11 protein-coding genes are annotated in these 14934 nt (G+C 49.3%); 1 reads left to right on the top strand and 10 read right to left on the bottom strand.

All coding sequences use genetic code 11. From position 1 onward, the window contains the following. Positions 1-138 precede the first annotated feature (138 nt). From MKX50_RS24155 to MKX50_RS24140, 4 genes are all read right to left on the bottom strand, one after another. A complete protein-coding gene (locus MKX50_RS24155) occupies positions 139-2079 on the bottom strand; it encodes an ABC transporter permease (protein WP_339157975.1) in 1941 nt (646 codons plus the stop codon). Next, positions 2069-2830 (bottom strand): ABC transporter ATP-binding protein, encoded by a 762-nt coding sequence (locus MKX50_RS24150; RefSeq protein ID WP_213591433.1) that lies wholly within the window; start codon positions 2828-2830, stop codon positions 2069-2071. Before MKX50_RS24150 ends, MKX50_RS24155 begins: the two co-directional genes overlap by 11 nt. A gap of 113 nt (positions 2831-2943) precedes the next feature. Further along, positions 2944-3948: a sensor histidine kinase gene (locus MKX50_RS24145; RefSeq protein WP_339157974.1), complete on the bottom strand. Its 1005-nt coding sequence runs from the start codon at positions 3946-3948 to the stop codon at positions 2944-2946. Next, complete coding sequence (locus MKX50_RS24140; protein ID WP_339157973.1) at positions 3941-4636, bottom strand: response regulator transcription factor; 696 nt, start codon at positions 4634-4636, stop codon at positions 3941-3943. The genes MKX50_RS24145 and MKX50_RS24140 overlap by 8 nt, the downstream gene beginning before the upstream one ends. 197 nt (positions 4637-4833) lie before the next feature. Between MKX50_RS24140 and MKX50_RS24135 the strand changes: the two genes are divergently transcribed. Further along, complete coding sequence (locus MKX50_RS24135; RefSeq protein ID WP_339157972.1) at positions 4834-4980, top strand: hypothetical protein; 147 nt, start codon at positions 4834-4836, stop codon at positions 4978-4980. Between the two features lie 476 nt (positions 4981-5456). On the opposite strand, the gene MKX50_RS24130 is transcribed toward MKX50_RS24135, so the two are convergent. The 6 genes from MKX50_RS24130 to MKX50_RS24105 all read right to left on the bottom strand — a co-directional run bounded on the left by MKX50_RS24130 (position 5457) and on the right by MKX50_RS24105 (position 14911). Then, positions 5457-6419, bottom strand: coding sequence for a glycosyl hydrolase (locus tag MKX50_RS24130; protein WP_339157971.1), 963 nt, complete (start codon positions 6417-6419; stop codon positions 5457-5459). 81 nt (positions 6420-6500) lie between these two features. Continuing rightward, positions 6501-8198 (bottom strand): ABC transporter substrate-binding protein, encoded by a 1698-nt coding sequence (locus tag MKX50_RS24125; protein WP_339157970.1) that lies wholly within the window; start codon positions 8196-8198, stop codon positions 6501-6503. Positions 8199-8293: 95 nt separating this feature from the next. After that, positions 8294-9229: a carbohydrate ABC transporter permease gene (locus MKX50_RS24120; protein WP_213591427.1), complete on the bottom strand. Its 936-nt coding sequence runs from the start codon at positions 9227-9229 to the stop codon at positions 8294-8296. A gap of 35 nt (positions 9230-9264) precedes the next feature. Continuing rightward, on the bottom strand, positions 9265-10224 hold the full coding sequence (locus MKX50_RS24115; RefSeq protein WP_339157969.1) for a sugar ABC transporter permease: 960 nt from the start codon (positions 10222-10224) through the stop codon (positions 9265-9267). A 277-nt stretch (positions 10225-10501) separates the two neighbouring features. Then, positions 10502-12664: an alpha-galactosidase gene (locus MKX50_RS24110; protein ID WP_339157968.1), complete on the bottom strand. Its 2163-nt coding sequence runs from the start codon at positions 12662-12664 to the stop codon at positions 10502-10504. Between the two features lie 114 nt (positions 12665-12778). Next, positions 12779-14911 carry a glycosyl hydrolase gene (locus tag MKX50_RS24105; RefSeq protein WP_339157967.1) on the bottom strand — a complete coding sequence of 711 codons (2133 nt, stop codon included), beginning with the start codon at positions 14909-14911 and terminating at the stop codon, positions 12779-12781. Positions 14912-14934: the final 23 nt, after the last annotated feature.

The following is a 14934-nucleotide window of genomic DNA, read 5'->3' as shown; positions in this document are numbered from 1 at the left end:
TAATACTGTTCTACAGACTAAAGCCTAGCATTTATTAAGGTCTCCACAATGTCTCAACATTCTGACCGAGCAGACCAGATATAACACCTGCTCTCCATTTTTAATTTCTACCAGGTCATGGTTTATGGGGTGCCCCTCCTATAAGGACTCCCGAATCACGCGTTTGTAATACAGCACCGACAGAATCGCGAAGATGGAATAGAGCGCCGTATACAGCAGCATGACCAGAATCATCGGCGTCCACAGCTCGGTGCCGAACAGGAACCAGCCCGATTTGACGGCGAAGTAGCTGTGCAGCAGTCCCACCAGCAGCGGAATGCCGAAGTTGAACAATTGTTTGGCTTGAATCCCTTTTAACAAATCTCCTTGGGTGAAGCCGAGCTTTCTTAATATCGTGTAGTTCGGCTTCTCTTCCTCGCTTTCGTCCATTTGCTTGAAGTACAGTATGCAGCCGGAGGTCATTAGGAAGGTGAGGCCCAGGAAGCCGACCACGAACATGATCAGTCCCATCGTCTGTTTCTGGCTGCGTATAAGGGCCAGCTGCGATTCATGGATGCTGTCCGGGCCTAATTCTAATTTTTCAAATATCGCGTTAGCCTCGTTCAGCTTGGCAGCATCGGTAATATCGACTCCGATATACGTGGAGTATTTCTTCTGAATCTCAGGGTCGGCATCCAGCTTCAATCGCTCGAATACGGTTTGATCTACAACAGCGATCGGAAAGCCGCCTTTGAAATACCAGGACACAAAATGCTCGCGCTCTAAACGAATCTGTTGCGGTATCACTTCCTGCTGCCCCAGGAATTGAATCTCTCCGCTATTATGAATTGCAAAAAAGGTTTGCATCAAGTCGCTATATCCCGTCAGAAGCGTCTCCCCTTCGGGCAGATCGAGCTTATTGACGGAGGTATCGCTAATGACCCCGATGATCATCACCTTTGCATCTGGCGCATCATTGTCAAAGCGGTTATCCATCACCTGGTTGAAGTCCGCTCTTACCTGAATCACGTCAATGAACGTTTCTTGGTAGGGGATGCCGCCGGAGGTTAAAGCCGCTTTGAACTTGTCCGCATCGGCCTGAAGCGTAAAGGCGAAGTCGTTCGGCACGTCATTCTTCCCTGACCGTTCGGCGGAGTAGTAGGCAATGTAGCTGAGCGACAACAGGCCGATGGCCAGTGCGGATACCGTCGTAATAATGGTCAGCAGCAGCGCGTTGGATTTCATGCGGAACATGATGGAAGAGAGTGACAGAACCTCGTTGATGTTCAGGTATCCATCTTTTTGCCTGCGAATCAGATAGAAGATAAACCGTACCGACCCCTTATAGAACAGGTACGTACCCAAAATGACCGAGCCGAGGATGCCAACCATCGCCAGAAACAGCTGCGTCATTTCAATAAAGTCCCCGCTGAACAGCCGTGTTGAAATGTAATAACCAAGCGCGATCAACGCTAAGCCGAAGACGCCTAGAATCATCTCCCACACGGATACCTTCTTCACCTTCTCCTCAGTCGAAGACAGCACCCGGAAGAGGGACAGAATGCTCTGCCGCTTCATGAACGCGTAATTCATCAGCATGATGAGCACATAAATCGCTAGAAATATGATAACGGTCTGAATAAAGGCCTGAGTAGAGAACCTTAGCGCTGCCCCGGACTCCACACCGGTAATTTTGAACAAAATCATAATAATCAGCTTGGAAAAAGAAAACCCCACGAACATCCCGACCAGCATCGATCCGAAATACAGAATGAAGTTCTCTGCCGTCAGGATGCGGAAGATCCGGTTCTTGGTCAATCCGATCAATTGGAATAGACCGATCTCTTTACTGCGCCGCTTGATGAACAGATTATTGGCGTACAGCAGGAACACCGACACGATGACGACCAGGAGGACGGATCCAGCCCTCATCGCTGCACCGCCCTTGATGCTTCCTTTGATCTCGTCCATGGCAGGGTCGTACTGCAGCGTAACGAAGGCAAAATAGAGCGCAACGCTGAAGATGAGGGCGAAAACGTACAGGTAATAGTTCTTGGCGTTCTTCTTCAGGTTGCGGAGAATGATGTAATTAATGCTCAACCTGCACCCCTCCTAACAACCCCTGCGTCTTCATAATGTCTTTGAAGAAGGTCTGCCTTGTCTCTTCCCCTTTATTTAACTGTGTATATACCTGCCCATCCTTGATGAAAATCACCCGGCCGCAGTAGCTCGCGGCAACCGGATCATGCGTCACCATGACGATTGTTGCTTGCCGTTTCTCGTTCAGCTCGCTCAGCTTGTTCAGCAAATCCGAGGCTGACTTGGAATCCAGCGCTCCTGTCGGCTCATCCGCAAAAATAATACTCGGCTCGTGAATGAACGCCCGGGCGGCCGAGGTGCGCTGCTTCTGCCCGCCGGAAATTTCGTTAGGATATTTATCCTTCAGCTCATAAATGCCCAGCTCGGTTGCGACGGCCTGAAATTTACGGTCTGCTTCTTTCTTGGATACTTTGGAAATCGACAGCGGGAGCAGGATGTTCTCCTTCACCGTGAGCGAGTCCAGCAGGTTATATTCCTGAAAAATAAACCCCAAATGCCGCTTGCGGAATTCTGCCAGCTCTTTCTCCTTCATGCCCGTCATTTCCTGGCCTTCGATGAGCACGATGCCGCCGCTTACCTGATCGATGGAAGAGAGGACGTTCAGCAGCGTTGTTTTTCCGGAGCCGGACGCTCCCATGATGCTTACGAATTCTCCTTGCTCGATGCTTAGATCGATCCCTTTTAAGACTTCTTGCTTATTGTATTTATTGCCGTAGCTTTTATGGATTTTTGTAGCTTCCAGTATCGCCATTTCTCCACACTCCTTTGTTCTCTAGCTCCATTATAAAAGGGATCGCCAGCTTTGTTCCTTCGTTTCACCGAACAAATGAACAAGGCATGTGACAATGCTGTCACATGCCTGTGCTATTCGCCCTGAATTTGCACGAACGCATTCCGCTGCGGAAAAATAAGCCTCATCGTTGTGCCAACTCCCGGCCTGGACTCGGGCTCGATGCGAATATGGAGCGCTTGGGCAGCCTTATTGGCTAAGTATAGTCCCATCCCCGTCGCTTTATCCTCATGATGCTTGGTCGTGGAGGTGAAGCCCTTATCGAAAATCCGCGGAAGATCGCGCGAATTAATCCCGCGCCCTTGATCCTGTACTTCCAGTACGGTGTTGTCGCCGAGAGTCCGGCTTTTCACCGAAATGTCCCCGGCTTCACTGTACTTCACAGCATTAGTCAGCAGCTGGCGGAGAATGAAGGCGAGCCATTTGGCATCGCTAAGGATCCGGGTCGCCTCTAAATCCACGTCAAAGCCGATGCCCTTCTGCATGCACCATGATCGCAGTGTGCGAATTTCTGCATAGAGCAGGGTTTTCAAGTCGATTCTCTCGACATACAGATCATTTTCCATGGACGGCATCCGCTTCTGGTGCAGCTGCTGGTCGAGCAGAAGATGGATGCGCAGCCATTCATAGGTCAGCTGCGTCTTCAGGGGCTCTTCCTCCAGCCGCTCGAGCATGAGGTGCATGGCGCTCAGCGGTGTCTTCACTTCATGTATCCATGACAAGAGATAATCCTTCTCCTCTTCGAGCGCCGTGCGGTTATAGGCGGCCTCCTGCCTGAGCCGTTCCGTCTGCTGCAGGAGCAGGGTGCGGGTGGCCGTCTCGAAAGGGCGGCGCCCTTCCGCTAAGCCCGTTACATCGAGGTGCGGCTCCCATTGCTCCAGGTTTTTATAGAAGCGGGTCTCTTGGTGATAACGAACGACCAGGAAAATAACGAAGATCATCGTCGACAGAAAAACGATGTAGAGCAGCGAACTCATTGGGATCTCCGCATCCAGGTAGGCAACGGATAAGGTAAGCAGCTGTAGGATGATGACGAGCAGAATCCAGCTGCGGCGTTCGATCAGGAATTTTCTAATCACGGCCTTCACCTTCCTGGATTGCGATGTAGCCTTGCCCGACCTTCGTTTCGATCATGCGGCCTAAATCCAGCTCCTCCAGCTTCTTGCGCAGCCGGTTCACGTTCACCGTCAGCGTATTGTCGCTGATGAATCGCTCGTCGTCCCAAAGGCTCTTAATCAGCTCTTCCCGGGTGACGATCTTGTTTTTCTGCTCGATGAGCAGCTTTAAGATGTAAATTTCATTTTTGGTTAACTCGACTGTGCCAGCGCCATTCGTCACCGTGTTTTGCTCATAATCGACGGTCGCTCCGCACCAGGTGCGCAGCGAGACTGCTTCGGTGTTGTAATCGTAGACGCGGCGCAGCGTGGCCTGGATCTTCGCCACAAGCACCTCGAAATGGAAGGGCTTCTGAATGAAATCATCTGCCCCCAGCTGCATGGACATGACCATATCCGTAGGATGGTCGCGAGAAGACAGGAAGATAATCGGCACATGGGAATGGGCGCGAATCATCCGGCACCAGTGAAAGCCATCGAACTTCGGCAGCTGAATATCAATAAGGACGAGATCGGGCTTTACCGCGGCGAACTCCTGCATTACGCTGCTGAAATCCTCGATTCCATATACGTCATAGCTCCACTGCTGCAGCCGTTCCCGGATTTCGCTGAACAGGCTGGCATCATCTTCGATCAGCATAATTTTGAACATGGCGTCACCACCATCAGATAATCTATAACCACTGAATATTTCCTATTCTTCACTTCATCTTCACATGAAACGCGGCGGTTGTAAATCGCTTGTTGTCGTCATGTATCAGTATACAAACTATAATTGAAGATGTTGAGTTTTTAAATAAGGGGAGTGAAAGCATGGGGATGCTGCCGCTGGGGGCATGACTTCTGGCTATGATGGGATCGTTGCGGATTTTGCTACCGGAGGTCATTTTTAAGCTGAAGCCGCTTGGCATTAAAAATGCACAAGTTGCTAAGCCCGGTGGTTATCCAACCGCAACGGCTGGCTTGTTCATGATTATATTTGATGTGGTGACCTGACCGGATAAATATAATGGCTGCCTAACGGGATTAGTTTATGAAGAAAGGCGGCATTTTAATAGTTCAACTTATCTAGATGGATTTATAGTAGTTAGTTTATGCGGTAAAGAAGGTTACGTAGATTTAGATGGATTTCATGTCGTTAAAAGAAGGGAGATGGCGATCATGGGCGGGATTCTTGTATTTAGGTGCATAAAATCCATCTAATTCCCTATAATCTTCGTTTAGAGCAAAATTAGATACATGAATTCCATTTAGTGTGCGACTTAGTGAGCGACTTAGTGTCCGCCTTAGTGTGTGACTTAGTGTGCGACTTAGTGTCCGCCTTAATGTGTGACTTAATGTGTGACTTAATGTGTGACTTAGTGCCCGCCTTGTGTTCCCGCTCAGTGTCCGCCAGCTTAGTGTGCGATGTTGTTGCTAATCAAACCAAAACCAGCCCCTAATGAATGTTTGGGCTGGTTTTGGCGGATAACTTAATATAGTTTCGGCAGCCGATCCAAGGTAATAGCATAGTCGCTGTGATAAGCGCTGCGCAATACCTCTTTCCCGGTGAATTTATCCGTTTTGCCAAAATCGTTAGACCAGGTCATAAACCACAGCCACGGAATTCGCGATTCGGACAGACTCCTGACGCATGGAATCGGGCCAATTTCTCCGAGAGCGGCAAGCTTCGGGGTAGGCGTAATGCGAATCAGCTCCTCATATTCCTGCCGCAAATCCGTATGCTGGTGGGCTGGCGGATATAAATCTCTTGAAATGATGTCAACAACATCGTCCCCGACATAGCCTTCAGGGGTTGGTGAGTTCCACACCCAGATCAGATTCGTCAAATCGTGGTGCTTGGTATATCTCTCGTACATGATTCGGTATAATTGCTTCGCGACTCCGGGGCCTTTGCTGCCCCACCAGAACCAAGTTCCTTCCGCTTCATGAAAAGGCCGCCACAAGATCGGAATCCGTTGGTCGCGGAATTCCCGTAAAATTTCGGCCATATCGTCCATATCGGACAGCAAGGCCGTGTGTTCTGCGGTACCTTCCACAGTTGCCTTCGCTGCATCAAAATCGGTATGCTCTGTATAAAAGCTCTTATCCCGGCCGCCAAGCGGGGAGAACCAGTGCCATGTAAAGGTGATCAAGCCGTTCTCTTTCTCCGCCCATTCCCAGGCTTTTTGCAGCGTGCCCTTGTTTTCTTCGACTTCCAGCAAGCATTCTTCGCCGCTGTCACTATAATTGATATTCGGGGAATAGCCTAGCAGTTCGAAACCGCATAGTGCGGGCTGTTTACCCGTTACTTCACGAATGTAATGCAGCTCATCCTGCGCGATCGTCTGCGTGTGCTGTCCTGTAATAATGCCTTTTCCTTTAATTTCGCTGAGATAGTTTAGAACCGACCTTACTTCATCGGAAGCTTTGGGGTTGCATGGTGTTATATTCATCGTTTGCATGGTATCCCTGCCTTTCTACTCCGCCGGATTTCGCCCAGCGGCTATCATTATCCATAAATCGCTGCTCGGGATCTATTCACCGTTCCAGAGCTTAACGCGATCCTTGACGAATTGGCCGTAAGCCTCTTCCATCTCTTTTACGCCCGCTTTCTCCAGCTCTGCCATATAATCATCCCAGATTTTATCGAATTGGTTCGGGTTGGCCATAATCGCCTCAGGGATACGCTTCCACGTAATATCTTTCATTTTTTGCATTAGGATTGTAGCTTTGCTGTCGCTAGGCAGAACGATATTGTAAGCTGCGCCCGCTTTTCTTTCAGGGAACTCCTCTTCCTGCGGGAACAGATCCCTCCAGGTCTCAACGTTGTAAGCCTGCAATGCCTCTTTCTCAGGCTCGCTGAAAGTAGCGATCAGCATTTCCCGGTTGTTCTTGGTATAGTAGTTGCCCGTTGAATCCTGGATGCCATCCCCGTAATGAACCGTAAGATTCCAGTACAATCCCAGGCCCGATTCCTTCAGATAGGCATTGCCTTCCTTATCCATTTTGTCTTGGGTTTCTTTGGGCACCACTCTCTTGCCGTCCTGAACAATATAATCTATGCCTTCAACGCCCCAGTTAATCAAAATCTGACCTTCTTCTGAAGCCAAATAGTCGAGGAACTTAATAGCGGCTACCGGGTCCTTGCAGTCTGCCGAAATGGCTATGCCATAACCTCCGTCAAAGCCTGCCGGCCAGAAGCTCGTATCCTTGTACTCCTTGGACATTGTAACCGGGTAATGACCATAGGTTTGATCGAATTTTCCTTCTGCTTTTAGAGCATTCTGCGCCTCGCCATAGTCCCATGCTGGGTCAATCAGGCCGAGCACCCGTCCGGATGCAACCTTAGCTTTGAATTGATCTGTTTTCTGTACGAAGCTTTCCTTGTCCAGCAGCCCGATGGAGTTCATATGGTTCAGCCAGCGGAAATATTCGCGTTCCTCAGGACGACGGAAATGGTATGTCACATCAAATGTTTCCTGATCGACATAATACTCGCCGTCATCCGGTGCGCCTGTCGTAAAGAAGCCCATATTCGTTACCTGATACATATGCCAGTCATCAGCGTTGAGCGTCAGTCCGATGTTCGGATTGCCGTTCTCATCCGTAGGATGTTTGTCCAGATATTCCTTGATTACCTTCTCAAAATCTTGAACGGTGCGGATCTCAGGATACCCTGCTTCTTTTACGACACGGTGCTGCAGTTGGAAGCCGTAATCAGGCTTGAGCTTGCGTTCGTCAATGGCAGACCAGGTTGGAATCGTATAGATCGCTTGATCCTCCAGGCTGTATTTTGCCCGTTGAATTTTGTCGCCCAGCATTTTCTTAATGTTCGGAGCATGCTCCTCAATCAGGTCTGTCAGGTCGAGAATCGCCCCCACATCAACCAGCTTACCGATGTCCGCTTTGGCCGCGATCAGATCAGGCACTTCGCCAGTTGCCGCCATAATCGCTACCTTCTGTGTAGGATCGCCTACCGCAAATTCGGCATCCAACACAACGCCTGTTTTTTCAGTAATGATTTTCCCTATTCGATCCTGCATATTATTCCAGTTGGCGCTAGGATCTTGTGTGAAATAGGTTAGTGTTATAGGAGATGCGTTGTTGCCCGTCGAATTTGTGGCATTAGACGCATTTTTCCCGCCTGAGCTGCCGCTGCAGCCGATAAGCTGGCCTAGCAGGAGAACGGATGCTAAGACAGAAATCGTAGTTTTCTTGAACTTAGTCTTCATAATATGAAACACCCCTTTAATTAATTCGATGAAAAGGCCGGATATATCAATCAGAAGCATGAGAGAATGCCGCCTTCCCGACTGCCGCTGGCGTATCAGCTTTTTACAGCGCCAAGCGTCATCCCTTTGACAAAGTATTTCTGCAGGAATGGGTAGACGACCAGAATTGGGACTGTCGCTACGATGGTAATCGCCATTTTGACAGAATCCGGGGACACTTGCGCCATCAGCTCTGTCATATTGCCTCCACGCATGTTATTGGCATTGGTCGTTGTGCTCTGCAACACTTTCATTAGCTCATACTGGAGTGTCGTCAAAGCGTCATTGGAACCGTTGTAAAGATAGGTATCAAACCATGAGTTCCATTGTCCGACGGCCAGGAACAGCGCAACTGTAGCTAACGCAGGTTTGCATAACGGCAGAATGATGCGCCAGTAAATGGTGAAGTCATTTGCCCCGTCTATCTTGGCTGATTCTTGAAGGGCAAAAGGGAGGCCATCGATAAAAGAACGAATGACGAAAATATTAAAGGCGCTTACAAGCCCCGGTAAAATATAGACCGCAAAAGTATTGATCATATCGAGGTTCTTGATCAGAATGAAGCCAGGAATCAGGCCGCCCGATACATACATGGTGATAGCCAGGAACGTCGAGACGAATTTTCTTCCCTGAAAATCCGTCCGCGCCAAAGTATAAGCGACCATTGAGCCGCTGACAAGGCCTGCCAATGTACCCGCAAGTGTACGGTACACCGAAATTTTGAAGCCAGTAAGCAAGCTGCTGTAGCTGAAAATTTGCTTGTAATTTTCCAGAGTGAATTTTCTTGGATAGATCGTCACGCCCCCTCGAACTGTGTCGACAGAGTCATTAAACGAAATAGCCAGTACGTTTAAGAATGGATAGAGCGTAATGATAGTAATGATGCTAACGAGCAGATATACGATTATATTAAAAATCCAGTCTTGGGGAGATCGGGAGACCGCTCTCGGCCGCTTTATCTTAAGGTTGGATGCCGAATCGGCTGCGCCCATGTCTGAAGCCCCTCCTTTATAGGATGCTTGTAAGTTTACATGATACTTTCATTTGCGAATTTCTTGAACATTCCGTTCGCCACAAACAGCAGAATCAAACTGATCATCGAGTTGAAAATGTTAATTGCCGTACCAAAGGAATATCTGCCCATAGATAAGCCGTAATTCAGAGCATACAGATCCAATACTTCGGAATAGTCCTTGACCATATGGTTGCCGAGCAGGAACTGCTTCTCAAATCCGATCCCTACGAGATGGCCGATCGAAATAATCAACAGGACGATAATCGTTGACCGAATGCCAGGCAGCGTAATATGCCATATTTGCTTCAGGCGGCTGGCACCGTCAACCCTTGCAGCCTCATAAAGCTCGGGTCCGATCCCTGAAATGGCGGCCAGATAAATAATGGCGTTCCAGCCTGTCTCCTTCCAGACGTCGGCTACCGTCACAATCCCCCAAAACAGATGACCCTTGGACATAAACTGAATCGGTTCATCAATAAGATTCAGACTCATTAACACAGCATTTACAGCTCCGCCATCTGTCGACAGCATCTTGGTGACGATCCCCGCCGCAACTACCCAGGATACAAAGTGCGGCAGATATGAAACCGTCTGTACAAACCGCTTCATGGCCTGAACCCGAACCTCATTTAGCAATAGTGCAAACAATACCGGAAATACAAAACCTGCTACAAGCCCCATAATACTCATAGCCATCGTATTTCTAAGCACCAAATAGAAGTGATCATCGCGGAACAGCATTTGGAAATGCTCTAGTCCAACCCATTTCTGTTCAAAAAAGCTCTTGCCTGGCTTGTAGTTCTGAAAAGCCATCGTCCAGCCCCAGAGCGGTAAATACTGAAACACAAAAACCCAGATTACAAAAGGAATGGACATTAGATAAAGGTACTTCTGATTTTTAAACACCTTCCACCTTTGCGGCTTATGACTCCGTCCGCTGCCGGTTTGGTCTTTCAATGTTATCGCTTTCATCTCACCGTTTCCCCCCCTCTCTTTCCTTAAGCATAAGGCATAGGACGAGCTGGAGACATATCGCAGATTTCGTAGAATTTCATTCTATAATCTACAATAATTTCAGAAACAATCATTCGTTTTCAGGATGTGTGAAAACTCCTCCCGACAGCAATTCGAAACTGCATATAAAGAAAGGATGACTGCAAAGCAGCAGCTTTGAGACATCCTTTCTTTACGATACTCATCACTTTAATTGTTATAAGTTCCGACATATACCCTGGTCTCGACTATGAGCTTAATGCACCGCAGTTAACCTGAACCAAGTGCTGGCGTAATCTCCTGCAAGCTGGGGAATCATCAGACCGGCCTGCATTAAACGATCGCCGCGGTATGTCCCGACAATGCCGTCGCTTCCTTTCACGGTGTAGGTTAAGCACTCGTCTAGCCCCTTAAGCCGCAGCATGCCAGATGCAGGATTCGGCTTGGCAAGCACGCGGAAGAAGAACACGAGCGCCTCGGTCTTATCCTCTGACACGAACATCCAGGATGTCTCATCACCGTCAAACGGGCTCTTGAGGCGATAGAGATCACCCTGCTGCACAAGAGAGCGTATCTCCTTATACATGGCAATATGCTCCTTAACTTGGGCCTTCTCCGCTTCACTGAATTTCGTCAGGTCTAGCTCGTAGCCAAAATTTCCGGACATGGCTACCTCACCACGCATTTTGAGCGGTGTTTCCCGGCCGACCTGATGATTGGGCACCGCAGATACGTGGGCTCCGATGGTACTTACCGGATAAATCAGACTGGTTCCATATTGAATTTTTAATCGCTCTACGGCGTCGGTATTATCGCTTGTCCAGACCTGCGGCATGTAGTAGAGCATCCCTGGATCGAAGCGTCCGCCACCGCTGGCACAGCCTTCAAACAAAATTTCTGGAAACGCCGTGGTTAACCTCTCCAGCAATTCATAAAGCCCAAGCATATAACGATGGGCAATCTCCTGTTGATGCTCTGGCGAGGCTGTGGCAGAACCGATTTCTGTCAGCGCACGGTTCATGTCCCATTTGACATATGCAATAGGAACATCTGCGAAAATACGGGCTAACGCATCATACAGATAATCACGCACCTCCGGCCGCGAAAGATCCAACACCAGCTGCCAGCGCGCTTCTGAGCGGCGCCGGCCGGCTGCATGCAGACACCAGTCAGGATGAGCACGATATAGTTCGCTATCCGGCGATATCATCTCCGGCTCAAACCATAGACCGAACTTCAGCCCGTGCCGATTAATTCTTTCGGCTAAATCACAAAGTCCGTTCGGCAGTTTACGGCGATCCTCGACCCAGTCCCCGAGGGAGCTGTTGTCGCTGTCTCTCTTGCCGAACCAGCCATCATCAAGCACGAAAAGCTCGATCCCAAGCTCGGCTCCTGCCTTAGCGATCGTTTCGATTTTGTCCGCATTAAAATTAAAATACGTCGCTTCCCAATTATTGACGAGTATCGGACGTTCCTGATCCCGATGAACTCCGCGGCAGAGACGTTTCCGATACAGGTGATGATAGATTCTCGACATGCCTCCAAGCCCTTCCGCGGAATAAACTAATACAGCCTCAGGTGTTTGAAAAGACTCCCCTGGCTGGAGCGTCCAGGCAAAGTCGAATGGGTTCAGCCCAATCGCCATGCGTCCGAGACCGAAGCCATCGACCTCCGCCTCAGCATGGAAATTGCCGCTGTACACCAGATTCATGGCATAAACCTCGCCATGATCCTCGCCTGTATCTGGGCTAACCACCGCTGCAAACGGGTTATGCTGGTGGCTGCTCATGCCTCGCCGGCTGCCCAAATTCGTTCCACCGGGGCCGAGCGGCCGGCGCTGAATATGAGCCTCCCGTGCCCAATGACCGGAGAGATATAGCAGCTCATGATCCCCCTTGCCATATAAATCAACATTTGCACTTAAGGCGCGCAGCAGCCTCAGCTTCCCATTGCCCTTGTTGATAAAGCGAGCCGATCGTGAAATCGCCCCTCCTGTAAACATGCTGTAGCTTAACAAGACGACCATCCCGGTGTATGCATCTTCAAGCTCCAATACTAGTGTATCTGCTTCGTCATCTGACTCTGTATATACATAAGGCAAACCTTCGAGAGCCGGTTTTCCAGCTGAAACAGAGTAGCCTTTATAGCGAAGTTCTGTGATCCGGCTGCCATCCTCAAGCTGAACCTGATAAGCAGGCGAACGAAAATCACCTGATCCATATTGCGGATATTCCTGAGGCATTGTATCTAGAAATGCATTGCTCGTAACCGGCACAAGCCCCGCCAAATCGCCATCTGCTTGAAGCCGTTGTCCCCAATAGGTATGCACAGGATAGCCGTCTATGACTTGAATAACATAGCTTGTGTGATCTGATTGCAAATGAAAGATCTTCTTTGACTCGTCGATATAAATGGCCAATATATGTTCACTCCATATTTGTGTATATTTTGGGCATTACAAAGAAGATCGCTAGCTATTAAATTAGGCGCATGACCCACAGCTAGCGGACTTCTTATTAATTAGGCGATTGAATCAAGCATGGATGAGATTCAAATCCATCATTAGACGCTTGATGACGACGACAGCTTGCGCGCGATTCACCCATTCCTGCGGTGCAAACCGTTCTGAAGTTACTCCTGCCAGAGAATACTCTGTCTCAGTAAGTGGCTGACCTGCAAGGGCTGCAGCGCGAACGATCAATACCGCCAACTGCTCCTGTGTAACCTGAGCATGCGGCTGGAAATTACCGTCAGCATAGCCGTCCATGATTCCCGCTTCGTTTACAGCTTCAACAGCGCTTGCGTACCAGCTCGTCTTCGCGACATCAGAGAACTTGCCCGCTGCTGGTTGTGCATCAAGACCCATCGCTCTAGCCATAAGCACAGCGACTTCGGCACGCGTAATTGGACGATCCGGCGCAAATTGTCCGTGGCTAATCCCGAAAACAATCTTCTTGTTTAACATCAGCTCAATGTCGTTCTTCGCCCAATGGCCTTCGAGATCCGTGAAGCTGTTTTTTGGCTCCATGCTGATGACATCGTCGTCCTCCGAATAGTTTTCCTGTCCATTGGCTTCGGTCATCCCTGCTGATTCGCCATTCTCAGCCTTATCATCAAGATTGGAGTACAGGTCTGCCGGGAGTTCGTCGAGAGTAATGACGTAATCGTGTTGATATACCTTCTTCAAATGCTCTATCGTATTTGTCTTGCCATCCCTGATGTAGTCGCCGGTCCAGGTACTAAAGAAGCTCCAGTCGGCGCCGTACTCCTGAAGAGCATCCGGATCCGGAATAGGCCCATTCTCCGCTAGTGCAGCCATCTTCTTGCTGTCCGCCAAAGATACAAGCGCTTCATATTTTGCGATGCTCGGATTATAGTCGCCAGCAGGATTATAGATATCGACGCTTACCATATCTACGACATCATCTCCCGGATACCAATCCTTTTTCTCGGAGTTCCACACCCAAATCAGATTGTTCAGCTTATGATCATTGGTTAACCGATCATACATTAAACGATAGAGCTGTTTCGCCGGCTCGGGCCCTTTTGCTCCCCACCAAAACCAGGTGCCCTCTGCCTCGTGCAGGGGTCGCCATAACACAGGCACGTTCGCCTCCTGCAATCGCTTCAACTGAACTGCGATGGCGTCAATGTCCCGGATCAGGAGCTGGTAGTCCTCAGAATCCGGATGATTAAGAGCATATTCCACATCAAAGGTTGTAAATTCAGTGTAGAAGCCTCGCCACCACTCGTTGCCAGGCTCATTGCCGCCGATTCCCTTCGGGGCATTCCAGTGCCAGCATAAAGACACAATACCACCGCGTTTGTACCATTCGATCATCTTCTCGACCTCAGTGGAGGAGGCTCCATGATCCACGCGGGAAGGGGAGTAATCCATCAAGTCTGTAGAGAAAATCGCTGGATATTTGCCTGTCTGCTGCTTGATCCACTCCACATCTTCAAGCGTCTGCTGTCCAGAGATAATTTTCTGTCCATACTGGCTGAGCAAGTAGTTCATTAGCGCTCTGGCCTCAGCTGTCGCTTCGGGATTGTTTAATGTGCCAGTCTTGATGCTGTCCTCTGCATCCAGCTTGTTACTGGGTGGTGCTTCATTCGCGGGTGCAAGCTTGATATGCTCAATGCCGTAGTAACCCCATCCGCGCATAATTTGGATTGTATTGCTGCCTGCGTTCAGCAGCACCTTACTGACCATTTTCTCAGCACGAACCGTACCTGCTGCCGGCGCATCCAATGTCAGCTCTCCGGTGCCTTCACCGTTAATCTGTATACGGGTCACTTTATCCCCGTAGCCTTCGGGGATGTAGTAGCCTAAACTCAGCTCATACAGCCCAGCTTTCGCAGCGTCCACAGTAAAAGCTGCACTGCCGACGGGTTCTGCAGCGCCTCCAATTTCATCAAAAAAGTAAGAGATATAGCCTTCACCGTCATACAAAGTATCATCGTCTTCTTTGACAGAACCGCGTTTCTCGATACCGTAACCTTCTAACACCGCATTAGCAAAAGTAACCGTTATACTGTTAGTCGGACTGACAGATGGCGCGCCTTCCATATTCATGAGAGCAGCTTGTCCGGTTGAAGAAGCATCGGCTATTGAAGCAGCTGAACCAGACATTCCCATCAGAATTATCATGCATAACAAAACCATGGAGAATGTTCTCCTCGCCTGCG

It is taken from the genome of Paenibacillus sp. FSL W8-0186 (assembly GCF_037969765.1).
GTDB classification, from domain to species: Bacteria; Bacillota; Bacilli; order Paenibacillales; family Paenibacillaceae; genus Fontibacillus; species Fontibacillus woosongensis.
This window is presented reverse-complemented; position numbering and strand designations above follow the sequence as displayed.

Bases quoted from the DNA above. Each gene is read 5' to 3' on its own strand.
- MKX50_RS24150 (WP_213591433.1), bottom strand. From the start codon at position 2,830: ATGGCGATACTGGAAGCTACAAAAATCCATAAAAGCTACGGCAATAAA.
- MKX50_RS24140 (WP_339157973.1), bottom strand. From the start codon at position 4,636: ATGTTCAAAATTATGCTGATCGAAGATGATGCCAGCCTGTTCAGCGAA.
- MKX50_RS24135 (WP_339157972.1), top strand. From the start codon at position 4,834: ATGATGGGATCGTTGCGGATTTTGCTACCGGAGGTCATTTTTAAGCTG.
- MKX50_RS24130 (WP_339157971.1), bottom strand. From the start codon at position 6,419: ATGAATATAACACCATGCAACCCCAAAGCTTCCGATGAAGTAAGGTCG.
- MKX50_RS24125 (WP_339157970.1), bottom strand. From the start codon at position 8,198: ATGAAGACTAAGTTCAAGAAAACTACGATTTCTGTCTTAGCATCCGTT.
- MKX50_RS24120 (WP_213591427.1), bottom strand. From the start codon at position 9,229: ATGGGCGCAGCCGATTCGGCATCCAACCTTAAGATAAAGCGGCCGAGA.
- MKX50_RS24115 (WP_339157969.1), bottom strand. From the start codon at position 10,224: ATGAAAGCGATAACATTGAAAGACCAAACCGGCAGCGGACGGAGTCAT.
- MKX50_RS24105 (WP_339157967.1), bottom strand. From the start codon at position 14,911: ATGGTTTTGTTATGCATGATAATTCTGATGGGAATGTCTGGTTCAGCT.